Origin of the sequence: Cobetia sp. QF-1, from assembly GCF_002213105.1 — a bacterium.
Lineage (GTDB): Bacteria > Pseudomonadota > Gammaproteobacteria > Pseudomonadales > Halomonadaceae > Cobetia > Cobetia crustatorum.
On sequence record NZ_NBVS01000005.1, the window covers coordinates 167,907 to 181,607 of the forward strand.

At 59.3% G+C, this 13,701-nt stretch carries 12 protein-coding genes; 4 read left to right on the plus strand and 8 right to left on the minus strand.

What is annotated here, in order from left to right; genetic code table 11:
• Positions 1 to 88: 88 nt before the first annotated feature.
• Both CFN46_RS11265 and CFN46_RS11270 read right to left on the minus strand, forming a co-directional pair.
• Positions 89 to 943 carry an outer membrane protein OmpK gene (locus CFN46_RS11265; RefSeq protein WP_088743583.1) on the minus strand — a complete coding sequence of 285 codons (855 nt, stop codon included), beginning with the start codon at positions 941 to 943 and terminating at the stop codon, positions 89 to 91.
• 296 nt (positions 944 to 1,239) lie between these two features.
• The gene (locus CFN46_RS11270; protein WP_024951546.1) at positions 1,240 to 2,508 is read right to left on the minus strand and encodes a NupC/NupG family nucleoside CNT transporter; all 1,269 of its coding nucleotides are present in this window, start codon (positions 2,506 to 2,508) and stop codon (positions 1,240 to 1,242) included.
• 325 nt (positions 2,509 to 2,833) lie between these two features.
• Between CFN46_RS11270 and CFN46_RS11275 the strand changes: the two genes are divergently transcribed.
• Positions 2,834 to 3,625, plus strand: coding sequence for a DeoR/GlpR family DNA-binding transcription regulator (locus tag CFN46_RS11275; protein WP_088743584.1), 792 nt, complete (start codon positions 2,834 to 2,836; stop codon positions 3,623 to 3,625).
• 93 nt (positions 3,626 to 3,718) lie between these two features.
• Here the strand turns inward: CFN46_RS11275 and CFN46_RS11280 are convergent, their stop codons facing one another.
• Genes CFN46_RS11280 through CFN46_RS11290 form a run of 3 tightly spaced genes read right to left on the minus strand, consistent with a single transcriptional unit; the run spans position 3,719 to position 7,646 of the window.
• Positions 3,719 to 5,041, minus strand: coding sequence for a 3-deoxy-D-manno-octulosonic acid transferase (locus CFN46_RS11280; protein WP_088743585.1), 1,323 nt, complete (start codon positions 5,039 to 5,041; stop codon positions 3,719 to 3,721).
• Between the two features lie 2 nt (positions 5,042 to 5,043).
• On the minus strand, positions 5,044 to 6,474 hold the full coding sequence (hldE, locus tag CFN46_RS11285) for a bifunctional D-glycero-beta-D-manno-heptose-7-phosphate kinase/D-glycero-beta-D-manno-heptose 1-phosphate adenylyltransferase HldE (RefSeq protein ID WP_088743586.1): 1,431 nt from the start codon (positions 6,472 to 6,474) through the stop codon (positions 5,044 to 5,046).
• The gene (locus tag CFN46_RS11290) at positions 6,474 to 7,646 is read right to left on the minus strand and encodes a glycosyltransferase family 9 protein (protein WP_088743587.1); all 1,173 of its coding nucleotides are present in this window, start codon (positions 7,644 to 7,646) and stop codon (positions 6,474 to 6,476) included. The genes hldE and CFN46_RS11290 overlap by 1 nt, the downstream gene beginning before the upstream one ends.
• Between CFN46_RS11290 and CFN46_RS11295 the strand changes: the two genes are divergently transcribed.
• The 3 genes from CFN46_RS11295 to CFN46_RS11305 all read left to right on the plus strand — a co-directional run bounded on the left by CFN46_RS11295 (position 7,645) and on the right by CFN46_RS11305 (position 10,523).
• On the plus strand, positions 7,645 to 8,448 hold the full coding sequence (locus tag CFN46_RS11295; RefSeq protein WP_088743588.1) for a 3-deoxy-D-manno-octulosonic acid kinase: 804 nt from the start codon (positions 7,645 to 7,647) through the stop codon (positions 8,446 to 8,448). The genes CFN46_RS11290 and CFN46_RS11295 overlap by 2 nt on opposite strands.
• Before the next feature lie 105 nt (positions 8,449 to 8,553).
• On the plus strand, positions 8,554 to 9,402 hold the full coding sequence (locus tag CFN46_RS11300; RefSeq protein ID WP_246116470.1) for a glycosyltransferase family 2 protein: 849 nt from the start codon (positions 8,554 to 8,556) through the stop codon (positions 9,400 to 9,402).
• Complete coding sequence (locus CFN46_RS11305; RefSeq protein WP_246116469.1) at positions 9,396 to 10,523, plus strand: glycosyltransferase family 4 protein; 1,128 nt, start codon at positions 9,396 to 9,398, stop codon at positions 10,521 to 10,523. Before CFN46_RS11300 ends, CFN46_RS11305 begins: the two co-directional genes overlap by 7 nt.
• Positions 10,524 to 10,646: 123 nt before the next feature.
• Here the strand turns inward: CFN46_RS11305 and CFN46_RS11310 are convergent, their stop codons facing one another.
• The 3 genes from CFN46_RS11310 to rfaD form a co-directional block, all read right to left on the minus strand.
• Positions 10,647 to 11,543 (minus strand): hypothetical protein, encoded by an 897-nt coding sequence (locus CFN46_RS11310; protein ID WP_024951554.1) that lies wholly within the window; start codon positions 11,541 to 11,543, stop codon positions 10,647 to 10,649.
• A 31-nt stretch (positions 11,544 to 11,574) separates the two neighbouring features.
• Positions 11,575 to 12,609: a lipopolysaccharide heptosyltransferase II gene (gene waaF / locus CFN46_RS11315; protein ID WP_024951555.1), complete on the minus strand. Its 1,035-nt coding sequence runs from the start codon at positions 12,607 to 12,609 to the stop codon at positions 11,575 to 11,577.
• A 91-nt stretch (positions 12,610 to 12,700) separates the two neighbouring features.
• The gene (rfaD, locus tag CFN46_RS11320) at positions 12,701 to 13,657 is read right to left on the minus strand and encodes an ADP-glyceromanno-heptose 6-epimerase (protein ID WP_024951556.1); all 957 of its coding nucleotides are present in this window, start codon (positions 13,655 to 13,657) and stop codon (positions 12,701 to 12,703) included.
• Positions 13,658 to 13,701 lie beyond the last annotated feature (44 nt).

Consider the following 13,701-nt stretch of genomic DNA (forward strand, 5'->3'; position numbering starts at 1 on the left):
AGCGTAAAGAAAACGGGAAGCCCTTTTGGGCTTCCCGTTTTTTCATGCAGACCGAGCCATCAGGCTTGGCCAGAACATATTTCAGCGATCAGAATTTGTAGTTGATGCTGAAGTAGTTACCAAAGCCGGTAGTGTCCTGACGCACGCCGGTCGCAGTAGAGCCATCTGTGAAGAAGGCCATGTTGTTGTAGTACTTCAGGCCATAACCAAGTGCGAAACGCTGGGTGTGATAGTAGATGCCATTGAACCACTCCATGCTATTGACGGAGCGACCTGCCTGACTACCCACTTCATCGGCATCGAACTTGTAATCCAGATAGCCCTGATAGGCGATGAAGCTACCATCGTCGAAGTTGACGAACGGCTTGAACCAGTTGGTCGACGCCATGTAGCCGTCCCACTTGCTTTCGTCTTCACCACCGTAGTTCTCACGCACGTAGCGGGCGTAGAGATTGAACCTCATCTTGCCGAACCACGGCACCTGAACATCACTGCCCAGACCCACGTAGTGCTCCCACAGACCGCCAAATTCACCGTTGTCGCCGATATTGGTGACGGTCGCGATATACAGTTCATCCACCGGACCGAAGGACAAGTCATAGCCGGTCATGGCGTCCAGCGAGAAGCGTGGGGCCAACTTGGCGAAGAAGTTGTCGCCGCCATTCTGGTCATCAGAGCTGTCATCGAAGATGTCGAAGAAATCGACGTAGCCATAGAGGTCGACGATACCCGAGCGGCCACCGAACTCCATCTCCAGGTAGGTATCTTCGCTATTGCGGAACGGAAGGCGGTTGTCTTCGCTGCGCATCAGATTGAAGGTCAGCCACTTGTAATCATTGGCATGGATATCGCCATTGAAATCGGTGGCCTGTGCCGGCGCCGCGGCGGTCAGCAGGGTAGTAGCGGCCAGCGCACTGGCTGCGACGGTCTTGAGCATAGTCATCGCGTAACGATCCTGTCTTGAATGATTCGACTGTTCGAATTCTTGTGGTTATTGCCCGCTGAACGGGTCTTGTCACTATCGGTCTGATCGAGCATGCAGAGGGCAAAACACTCGCAGGGCCCAATCTGGAAAGGCGGCGATGTTAGCACTTCCTCGCAAAAACGACAGACCGACATTTGGAGGGTTTTCAACTAGCCAATGCCATGGGTGTGAATATTTTCACACCCATGTCGATCAGCGCACCCTCCTCTCCAACTGCCGCCAATACCTTTCAGGCAGAGGCGGCAGCTTGACGATCAGGCCGCCAGTGCGAGGAAGAAGCCAGCGATCGCCGCTGACATCAGGTTGGATAATGTCCCCGCCAGTACCGCTTTGAGACCCAAGCTTGCGATCTCGTGACGACGCGTCGGTGCCAGGCTACCGAGCCCCCCAAGCAGAATGGCGATCGACGACAAATTCGCGAAGCCACACAATGCGAAGGACAGCACCGCCATGGTATAGGGCGTCATGATCGCCCCCGTGGCCGCGACAAGAGTGTCGCCGCTGAGGTAAGGCGCAAGATTGATGTAGGCAACGAACTCGTTCACGACCAGTTTCTGGCCAATGAAGGAGCCGGCCAGCGTTGCTTCGCTCCACGGCACCCCCAACAGGAACGCCAACGGCGAGAACAACCAGCCGAGAATCATATCGAGACTCAGGCTACCCATGCCAAACCAGCCACCGACACCACCGAGAATGCCGTTGATCAGTCCGATCAATGCAATGAAGGCCAGCAGCATCGCACCGACATTGGCGGCAAGTTTCAAGCCGGAAGATGCACCAGATGCCGCAGCGTCCAGCACGTTGGAAGGCGCATCATCATCCTTGAGCGTGGCGTCAGCCACTGCGATGGAATCATCCGGCTTCTGCGTTTCCGGCAGCAGCAACTTGGCGAACAGCAGACCACCCGGCGCTGCCATGAACGAGGCCGCAACCAGATATTCCATCGGGATACCGAGTGCTGCGTAACCGCCCAGCACGGAGCCTGCAACCGATGCCAGCCCGCCGCACATCACGGCAAACAGCTCCGAACGCGTCATGCTGGCCAGATATGGCTTGACCACCAGCGGTGCTTCGGTCTGTCCGACGAAGATGTTGGCGGTCGCGGACAATGACTCGGTACGCGAAGTCCCCAACAGTCGCTGCAAACCACCGCCCAGCAGGCGGATCACCCACTGCATGATGCCGAGGTAGTAGAGCACTGCAATCAGCGAAGAGAAGAAGATGATGATCGGCAGCACCTTGATCGCGAAGATGAAGCCAACGCTGCTACCGGGATTGGCCAGGCTGCCAAACAGGAAGCTAATCCCCTGATCGGCATAGTTGACTACCTGACTGACCCCACCGGACACCGCCGCCAATACATCCTTGCCAAAAGGCGTGTAGAGCACAAAGGCACCGATAGCCAGCTGGATGGCAAAGGCGCCACCCACCGTACGAAGCCGAATAGCACGTCGATTCGATGACAGTGCCACGGCGATAAGGATGAGCGATGCCATCCCGACCAGACTCATGAGGGGATTCATTGGAAGGATCCTGAATGTTCTTGTGGTTGTTATGGGAAATGCTGTGCAGATACGACATCAACCGAGCGTTTCTCAACGGATGACAGTGTTACTCTGCATTCTCAACATGTTCAAAAAGTCACATACTGACCAAATAGTCAATACGTTCGTTTGAACATTTTCCGACTTGCCATACAGTGGCTTCGTGAGACCTTTGCCATCGATTTACAGGTTCTCCCTGTATGTCAGTGGTTTATCATCTCTGCGCGACACATCGCGTGACTCGACAGCGCCACGCTTCGGCCAACGCTTCATCATCGTTATCGGCAAAAAAGGACACTGCCGCATGAACAATCACAGCGCTGTACGTCTTGATCGCCTACAGGCCATCCTGCGTGAGGGTAGCCCTCTACCACTGAGTGACGCGGCACAGTTATGTGGTGTCTCGGAGATGACTATTCGCCGCGATGTGGCCCACAGCAACGGCCTGTTGGAGATTCTTGGCGGCCGTCTGCTATTGGCAGAGGCTTCCGCTGGTAGCGTCTATCGCCTGGAGCGTGAAATCGATGCCAGCGCTCCGATAAAGCAAGCACTATGCCAGCAGTTGGCGAGTCATATCGAGGATGGTGACACCTTGTATGTCGATTGCGGCACGACGCTGGTCCACTTGGCTGCAGCACTGAACCGCCAGCAGACATTGACGCTAGTGACCTGCGCTCTGAATGTTGCCAATGCGGTTGGTCATCTGCCCGGCGTTCGGTTGGTCATGCTCGGTGGGCTGTTTCACGCCGCTACCCAGTCCTTTACCGCCACCGATATGCCGGAAACGATCCGTCGCCTCGGGATCAACAAGGCCTTCATCTCGGCCGGCGGCGTACATGCCAGCCGTGGCGTCAGTTGCTTTCACTTCCATGAAGTGGCCGCCAAGCAGGCGGCGCTGGAAAGTGCCATGCAGCGCTTTCTGATCGTCGATGCCCGTAAATTTGAAATGGTGCGGCCCGCCTTTATCGCGCCACTCAGCGACTTCGATGTGGTGATCAGCAATAGCCATCCGGCAGCGCGTGATTGCCTGGGCACACTGGACCCAGAGCTGTGCGTGACAGCAGAGATGATTGATTGCCACCCAAGCATCGACTGAGCGAAGGGCTATAAAAACAAAAGCGCCGCACAATTGTGCGGCGCTTTTGTTTTGAAAAATCGGTTAGTGCCCGCAAAAGGCGCGCTAACCAACTCATGCGGGCAACAAGATGGCAATCTCCGCCAAGGAGCCTGACAGTGCGCCACGATTACGTGCAACTACCTGACGGGCCGCTTCACCGGCCTGCTTACGCATTACGTTATCCGCGAACAGTGCGGCGACGGCAACCGCTAATGCCTCACTATCAGCCACCACCTGCAACGCACCTTCTTCCGTCATCACTTCAGCGATCTCGTTGAAGTTAGCCAGCGACGGGCCACTCAACAGGGGTAGTCCCAGCGCAGCAGGTTCAAGCATGTTATGGCCACCGACAGGCACCAGACTGCCGCCCACAAAAGCGATGTCACTGGCAGCGTACAGTGTGAGCAACTCTCCCAGAGAGTCACCCACCAGTACCGAAATGGCCGGGTCGCTCAACGAGCTTGCAGCATGCATGTGGCTGCGACGTAGATTCGTTTCTTCTCGTGACTGACACCACGTGTCGCTCTGAGCCGCTACCGCCTCGAAACGCTGCGGATGGCGTGGCACCAGCAGCAGCAACGCGTCAGGGTGCTGTGCTCGTACCGCCGCATGCGCCGTCAGTATCTGAGCATCCTCACCTTCATGCGTTGAAGCCGCAATCCAGACTGGGCGCCCATCAAATTGCACCTGCAGTGCCTGTCCGCTGGTGATCACCTGTGGAGATATCTCAAGTTCAAACTTGAGTGACCCCACCGTGACGCCGCGGGCAGCCGGTAGTCCGAGTGCAATGAAGCGCTCCAGGTCTTCTGGCGCCTTGGCGCCCAACCAGCTGACATTCGCCAGACTCTCGCGCATGACGCTCGCCACCTTTCGATAGCGATCGAAAGCGCGCGGTGATAGACGTCCATTGACGACGCCCAATGGCACCCCCTCTCTGGCACATGCCGCCATCAGATTCGGCCACAGCTCGGTTTCCACCAGGATGGCAAGCGCCGGACGCAGGCGTGTGACGAAGCGCCGTGCGGTGCACGGGAAGTCCAAGGGTAGATAGTGATGACGAGCAGGCGCCAGCACCGCACTGCCTTCAGGACTGTGCAGAAGCCGCGCGGCCTGTGCGGCGCCTGTGGCAGTCATGGTCGTCATTACCAGCGGTCGCGTGGGATAGCGACGGCGCAGTGCCTCGACAAGACTCGCTACCATCACCACCTCACCCAGTGAGGCAGCATGTAGCCAGATAGGACTCTCGAGCGCGGGTGTGCTTGAAGGGGTTGCTGGAATGATGCCCAGCCGCTCGCAACGCGGATGCTGGTCATCATGCTCGCGCCAGACCCGCTGCCAGATCAATGGCGACAGCAGGGTCAGGGCAGCACTATAGAGGCCACGGGCAAGGCTCACACCTAGTCCTCGCGATCAAGAATAGTGGCGATCATCGCGGTGGTGGAAACGCCATCCTCGAAACCAAGCACACGCACCTCACCCCCATTGGCAATCACGGCCTCGCCCCCGGCGATTTCTTCAGGCAGATAATCGCCACCCTTGACCAGCACGTCGGGGAGCACAGCTTCGATCAAGCGCGCTGGCGTATCTTCCGCAAAGGGCACCACCCAAGCGACCGCCCCGAGACCGGCCAATACCTGCATACGGCGCATTATCGGATTGATCGGACGTGTCGGGCCCTTGAGGCGTGCGACGGACGCATCATCATTGACCGCAACAATCAGGCGATCACCGAGACGCGCGGCCTCCTGCAGGTAGGCCACGTGGCCAGCATGCAGGATGTCGAAACAACCGTTGGTCATGACCACGCGCTCACCGCGTGCCTGTGCGGCACGTACTGCGGGAATCAACGTATGCTCCTGAATCGCGCCAAACTCTGCCAGCTTGTCGCCATGCAGCGCGGTATAGAGCTCAGCGACCGACAGTGTTGCGGTACCCGGCTTGGCGACGACAAGTCCCGCCGCCAGGTTGGCCAGCATCACAGCCTCCGGGAAGGCATGGCCCGCCGCCAGTGCCAGCCCGAGCACACCAATGACGGTGTCACCGGCACCCGTGACGTCATAGACCTCACGCGCATGCGTCGGCAGATGCAGCGGCGCATGACCTTCGCGAATCAGGGTCATGCCCTTTTCACTACGCGTGACCAGCAGCGCTTCCAGTGCCAGTTCAGCGCGCAGTTTCTCGCCCTTCTCCGCTAGCTCTTCATCGCTACGGCATGGGCCGACGATGGTCTCGAACTCGGTCAGATTGGGCGTGATGATGCTGGCGCCACGATAGCGTGAGAAATCACTGCCCTTCGGATCGACGAGCACACGCTTGCCCGCAGCTCGCGCTGCGGCAATCAGTACCTCGACCTGGTTCAGCGTACCCTTGCCGTAGTCGGAAAGAATCATCACGCCGCTGGCGCCCAGCTCCGCCTCGACATGACTCACCAGCTCACCGGTATCCACCTCATGCAGCGGCTCCTCGAAATCGAGCCGCAGCAGCTGCTGGTTGCGGCTCATCACGCGTAGCTTGGTGATGGTCGGTACGCTGTCACTGGACTGAAAACGCGTGATGACATTGGCGTTTTCCAGCGCGCGCGTCAGGATGGCGGCGTTGTCATCCTGGCCCACCACGCCTGCCAAGGTGGCATGCGCTCCCAGCGAGGCAATATTCAGCGCAACGTTGGCGGCACCGCCGGGGCGATCTTCGCTTTCGTTGACACGGACCACCGGTACCGGCGCTTCCGGCGAGATACGTGAGGTACCGCCGTGCCAATAACGATCCAGCATCACATCACCCACGATCAGCAGGCGAGCCTGTTCCAGCGCAGTCAGGTCAAGCTTCATCAGGCGTCTCCGCGTGCAGAGGGGGAATCAGAAGGGGCGGCATCAACAAAGGTGTCTGTTGAGACAGTGGGCACCGGGAGTCGTTCGCAGCTTTGATGGCTCACGACGCCGTCAGTATCCGCCAGCAACTCGGTCAGCCGCGCGATGACATCCTCAGCACGAATCAGGCTCATCGCGTCCTGATGGCGTACCCGCTGGCCCCAGTTGATCTCATCCATGCGCTTGTGCAGATACGTCTCCACCGCATCCGGATAGCGATTGGCCACCAGATGCTGCCAGCAATAAGGCGCGGCGCGCTCAGGATTGGTCGTGGCGTACAAACCGATCACCGGCGTATTCAAGGCATTGCCCATATGCACGGGGCCGGAGTCCGGCGCGATCACGGCGACGGCGCGGTCGATCAGCGCCAGCAAGCCCTTGAGCGAGGTTTCGCCGATCGCATCAATGACGGCGCCCTCACTGACCATCGCCTTGATGCGTGCGCCCATTTCTCGCTCCTGTGGGCTACCGCCTCCTGTCATCACGCTGCGGATGCCGTATTGCTGCCAGGCGTGATCCACCACCGCGGCATAACCTTCAGCTGACCAGTTACGGAAGTTGCGCAGACGCGGATTGGCGCAGGGACTGATCACCAGATACGGCGCTTCCCCCGTCACTCGCGCGGCTTCGACGTAAGCTTCATCAGGTACGTCAAGATGCCAATCGAGACGACAGTCCTCAACGCCCAGTGTGCGCGCGAAGTCCATGAACGACTCCAGGACATGAGCACGCTCACGCGGCGCCAGCTGATGCGAGGTGAAAAGGTACTGCCAGTCCTTGGCGCGTGCACGGTCGTAACCGATGCGCACATCAGCCTTGAGGCCGAGCGACAACGCACTCGCACGCAGCGCCTGCTGCATGTGCAACAGCACATCGAAACGAGTGTCCTTGAGCTGACGCCAGATGGAGCGCATACCGGCAAGCCCGGTAGACTTGTCGTAGACCACGAATTCGACCCCGGAAAGGCCGGACAGTAGACTGTGCTCCCCCTTGCCGACGATCCAGGTAATGCGTACCTCAGGCCATTGGCGCTGCAAGGCACGCACCGTCGGCACAAGATTGCAGACATCGCCGAGAGCGGAGAGCCGGAGCACGCAGATATGCGCGGGCTGGGCTGGAAGAGGATGCTTCATGCGGATGGCAGTTTTCCGAAATGAGAATGCCTACATTCTATATGATGGCGAAACAGCGCCACAAATGACGCCGGACTGGTTCACGCCATCGTTCTGGCGTAAACACGCTGCCGTGACCGGTGAAGCTCCGGGGCGAGGAGCCAGTTTATTCCTCGCGCCCGCGCGGCTACCAGCCTCGCTACAGCATGAATCCCCGGCTCAAGCATTGGCCCGACAGTGGGCACTTCGCCCTTATCGACGCGGAGGCCTGATCGCGAAACTTGCCAGTCACCGCTACGTCTATACCGGACTGGAGCGTACCCGCGCCTTCGCTGAACTGCGCCTGACGGCCCAGCTGCATCGTCAGGGCCTGCCAGTGCCAGAACCCGTTGGCGCCTGTGTCTGGCGTCATGGCTTGACCTACGAAGCGGCGCTGATCACGGTGCTGATTCCCGGTGCGCATGCCTTCGCAGATGACCTGATGACGCTACAGGCATTGGAGCTGTCCACCAGCGAGCCAATGCCAGCGGCCATGCTCACTCTACTCGACACCACCGGTCGCGCCATTCGTGCCGTGCACGATGCGGGTCTTGAGCATGTCGATCTCAATGCGCGCAACCTGCTGGTTGATGAGGCTGGGCACGTCTACGTGATCGACCTGGATCGTTGCCAGCTACACGACGATGCGCCACAGGGTGCAAGCTGGCGCGGAGCCAATTTGTCCCGTCTCGCTCGCTCGCTCGCACGTTTCTGCCCAGATCATCATGCTGCCTGCCTGGCGCATATTCACGCAGCCTATCACTCTACCGACCAGGCCATCTAAGGGCACTACCCGCCAGGCAGTGTACGATACTGGCAGGAAACGTCTTTTGAGATCGACCTTGAGGCCAAGCGCGTCATGTCCGAGATTGCCACGAATGAGACCGTCATGAATTCAGCCGACGAGACCCCGCCCGCCATGAATCCCGATCGCGCGAGCACTTCCACCAGTAACAAGATCACGGGCTGCGTCATCACGCTCAATGAAGCACACAACATCGAAGACTGCCTGCGCTCGTTGGCACAGGTCTGCGATGAGCTGATCGTGGTCGATTCCGGGTCCAGTGATGCGACCTGTGAGCTGGCGCGCAACATGGGGGCCAGCGTGATCGATCAACCCTATCTCGGGGATGGGCCACAGAAGAATGTCGGCCCGGCGCAAGCGACGCACCGCTGGGTGCTGTCCCTGGATGCTGATGAGCGTCTCACTGACGGTGCCGTCACAGCCATTCATGGCCTGGCGCTCGATAGCACACCGCATGATGGCTTCGCGCTGCGCCGTCGTAACTTCATTGGCTCACGCTGGGTGCGTCACGCTGGCTGGTACCCTGATTACTGCCTGCGCCTCTATGACCGCGAGAAGGTAGCCTTCCGTGACTCGCGCCAACACAGCTCGGTACAGGCCACCAACCCCTGTGAGTTGGACGCGGACCTTGAGCACTATAGCTTCGCCAATCTTGGTGAGCTATTCGTCAAGGCCAGCGGCCGCTTCTCGAATCGCGCCGCCAAGATCATGTATCAAAAGGGAAAACGCGCCAACGCATTCACGCCATTCCTGCATGGCAGCAATGCCTTCATGCGCAAATTCGTCTTCCAGGCGGGCTTCCGCGATGGCGTGGATGGTTTCTCGGTGGCACTGTCCGCCAGCGTCAACGCCTATCTGAAATACGCCAAGCTGCTCGAATTCCAGCGCGATGCCAAGGTGCGCGAGGCAGAGGATTTCAACAAGGTATGGTGACCACGACTGCCACGCCCGAAAACGCCGCCCTTTCCATGATGCGCCCTCTTCACGTGCGTCACGTCAATCTGGCACGTGGGTTTCGCGGCGGCGAGCGTCAGACGCTGAATCTGATCGCGGATCTAGCGCGGCGCACAGCCGAAGGTGAGGCAATCAACCAATCGCTGGTATGCCTCACCGGCTCGCCATTGATTACCGAACTGGCGGCACTTGAGCTGCCCGTCACGGTAGAGGTGATCGAAATCAGCGGGCGCTTCAGGGGCCATCGCGGTCGGCCACGCGCCGATATCGTGCATGCGCATGAAGCCAAGGCGGTGCATTGGGCATGGCTACACCAGCGCCTGACAGGGACTCCCTATCTATTGACGCGTCGTGTACCTCAGCCGGTCAAGAACAAGGCTTTCAACCGACTGACCTATCGCGCTGCGGCCTGCCGTGTGGCGATTTCCTCGGTAATCGAAGCACATCTGCGCGAGCGTCACTGGGGCGAAACCGCTCTGATCCCCAGCACCCTCGCCCATCTGCCCAGTGATTCCGAGTCCGTGGCGGCACTACGTGCGCGCTTCGGCAATACGCCCGCAGGAGGCCGCTTCGTCATCGGGCATGTTGGCGCACTGGTAGATCGTCACAAGGGCCAGCGCCTGTTGATCGAGGCCGCACATCTGCTGCGCGCGAGTCATCCCGGGTTGCTGTTCGTCTGCCTGGGTGCAGGGGAAGATGAGGCGGCCTTCAAGGCGGAAAGTGCTGATCTCGACAACCTCGTCTGGGAAGGTTTCCACACCAATGTCGGCGACTACCTCGACGCCTTTGATCTGTTTGCCTTTCCCTCACGCAATGAAGGGCTGGGCTCTATCCTGTTGGATGTGATGGATCACGGTGTCCCTGTCATCGCCAGCAACGTGGATGGCATTCCCGATATCGTGCATGACGACCAGACTGGCGTGCTGGTACCCGGTCAGGATGCTCAAGCACTGGCAACAGCTATTACAGCGCTCTCCGAGGATGCGCCCCGCCGTGAGCGACTCGTCACTGGTGCGCGTGCTCATCTTGCCCGCTTTACCCCCAGCGCCATGGGCGAGGCCTATCTCGCGCTTTATCGGCGATTGATGCGCTCAAGATAGCTCGCTCAAGATACGTGGCAGTACAGAAATATGCCAAGATCCAAAAAAGCCTGTTTCATGTGAAACATCTCACATGAAACAGGCTTTTTAATTTTTATAAATCAATGCATTATCGGAAAAATATCAATCATCGAGATCGCGTAGATCAGGCCACCCCTCATCTATCTTCAGGTCAGGGTAGGCCGTCGGGTCCAGTGGACCTGCCTCGCTTTCAGGATGACAATCGCGCAGGGCCTCGCTCAAAAGGCGTAGCGCTTCGTCACCCTCAGCGCCCACCGTGACCCGCTCCCAGAATTCACGATGCACTGCTTTCACGACCACCGGCACGCTGGGTACGCCCACCTGCTGCGCCATCGCCAAGCGATGCAGTCCCCGGTTGATCTTGAGCAGACGGCCATCGCGCGAGACTGCCACGCCCATCTCATCCTTGGTGATGCCCTGACGGAAACCATTGCGTGACATGTCCTGCAGGTAGCCACGATAGCACTGCAGATATCCCAGGATACGTGCCTCACTATCCAGCAGGAGGCCATCACGCGGTGATGACCACGGCTTGCCGGCCTCCAGCAACGCTTTCAGACGCTGATAGCGCTCGATCACCGTGAGATCATCACCATGTTCGATCAGATCACGCATCAAGCGTGAACGCGTGCCGTGACGAAAAGCACCACGCCGCAGGTCCCATTCGCCATCCCAGATAAAGGCATTGGAGGACGGCCGCCTGCGCTTGTCACGCCCGAAGTTGACGTCGCGCACCAGTTCTCGCGGATTGACCCAGACTGTCAGCGCCTCCTGACCGAGAACAGACTCCACCGCGTGGCGTGGCAATCCGCGCCGTTCAAGTCCGCCATGGCGCCAGCGTGATGCCTGCCAACGCGATAACCACCCGCGACTGAACGGCAGAATCAGATGCTTCTCGCACCAGCCACGTAGCGCCTCGAGACGATGTGCACGACGCATGGCGCCACGCATACGTGGATGAATGAGGTCTTCTGTCGTGCGAATGTGCTGCGAACTCACCGGCAGTCCTCATCAAGGGTGTATGGCGTCATCACGAAGGCAGAGCTTCCTGGTTGTCATCGGCAAGCGTGATCGCTGCCAGAAGCCGCTCAGGCGGCAGATGGTTCAGACAGTTGGTATGTCCCAGCGGGCATACGCGCTTGAAGCACGGCGAACACTCCAGCGCCAACCAGTGAATCTCGCGATTGGCCGTCAGCGGTGGCGTGTAATGTGGCGACGAGGAGCCGTAGATTCCCTGAATGCGGGCCCCAACAGCAGCAGCGACATGCATCAGCCCCGAATCATTACTGACCACTTCCTGACACTCGGCGATCAGATCCACCGCATCTGCCAGCCGCGTCTTGCCGCACAAGTTATGCACGCCCGGCAATCCTTGGGCAATCTCCTCCCCTGCCGCGACATCCTTGGGGCCACCGAAGATACGCACCTCTGCACCTGCCTGAGTCAAGGATTCTGCCAGCGCACGAAAGTGTGCCAGCGGCCATTGTTTGGCTGGGCCATATTCCGCCCCCGGCATCATGCCGATGATGGCTTTGGGCGGTGCGACCAGCCCCAATTCCCCACGCAGACGCGCCTGATTGGCGCTATCTGTCTCAAGGTGCGGCTCGAGGATATTGGCAGGTGGATTGGCCTCAACGACCGGTAAACCAAGCGAGGTGAAGCGCTTGACGGTCTGATCGAGCACCGACTTGTCGAGCTTGCGACACTCAGTCAGCAGGCCGTAGCGCTGCTCACCGGTGAAGCCAACGCGTACCGGGATACGGGCGAAGAACGGCACCAAGGCTGACTTCCACGAGCGCGGCAGCACGATGGCGCGATCAAAGCGCCCACGCAACGCGCGCCCCAGCTGCCAGCGCGCCTTGAGAGCAAAGTCACCATGCCCTGCTGGCAGCGCCAATGCCTCTTCCACCTCGGGCATGCGCTCAATGATCGGTTGCGACCAGGCGGGCGCCAGCACACTGATCCGGCAGCCGGGCGAGCGCTGCTTCAACGTCATGAACAGGCTCTGCGCCATCACCATGTCGCCGACCCAGCTAGGTCCGACCACCAGAATGCGCTCACTCATGCCTTGCTCCTCTTCACGGCCAACCCTCTTTGCGGATGCTCGCCATCTCGGCTCGCCTGCCCCATCACACTTGCGATGCAGGTCTTCAAGCTCAGCGATTCAGCCATTCGAGATAGGCGCGGGTGCCCTGGGCGACGGTCTTGAATTCGACGTTGCAGCCCGCCTTGCGCAGCTTGCCAATGTCGGCACGCGTGTAACTCTGATAGCGGCCCTTGAGGTTTTCCGGGAAGTCGATGTACTCGATCTCGCCCTTCTCGTAGTACTCGATGACGGTCTCGGCGATCGCCTTGAAAGGCTCGGCACGGCCGGTGCCCAGGTTGAAGATGCCGGAGGCTTCCGGGTGATCGAGGAACCACAGGTTCACATCAACCACATCACCGACGTAGACGAAGTCACGGCTCTGCATGCCGGCTTCATAGCCATCGTAGGCGCCGAACAGCTTCGGGTTCTCGCCCGCCTTCACCTGGGTGTGATGGTGATAGGCCACGCTGGCCATCTTGCCCTTGTGCTGCTCACGCGGGCCATAGACGTTGAAATAGCGGAAGCCGACCACCTGGGTGGTCAAGCTATCCCAGCGCTGACGGACATGCTGATCGAACAGCAACTTGGAGTAACCATAAACGTTGAGCGGCCCTTCGAACTCCGGCGTCTCCTTGAAGACCTGGCTATCGCCATAGGTCGCTGCAGAGCTGGCGTACAGCAGCGGGATCTGGTTTGCCTCGCAGAAATTGAGCAACACCTTGGAATACTCGAAGTTATTCTCGAGCATGAACTGGCCGTCCCACTCGGTGGTATCGGAGCAGGCACCCTCGTGGAAGATCGCCTCGATCTTCGGCAGCTCGGCATACTCACCCATCAGGCTCGACTGGACGCGAATCAGGAAATCGTCCTTGTCGAGATAGTCGGCGAGGGTCAGATCCGCCAGATTGACGAATTTGGTACCGTCACTCAGGTCATCCACCACCAGAATGTCGGTACGGCCGCGGTCGTTGAGTGCCTTGACGATGTTGGCACCGATGAAGCCGGCACCTCCGGTAACGACGATCATGTTGAGCTCCCATAGCCTCTAGAGGCTTGTACGCAATGCGTTCG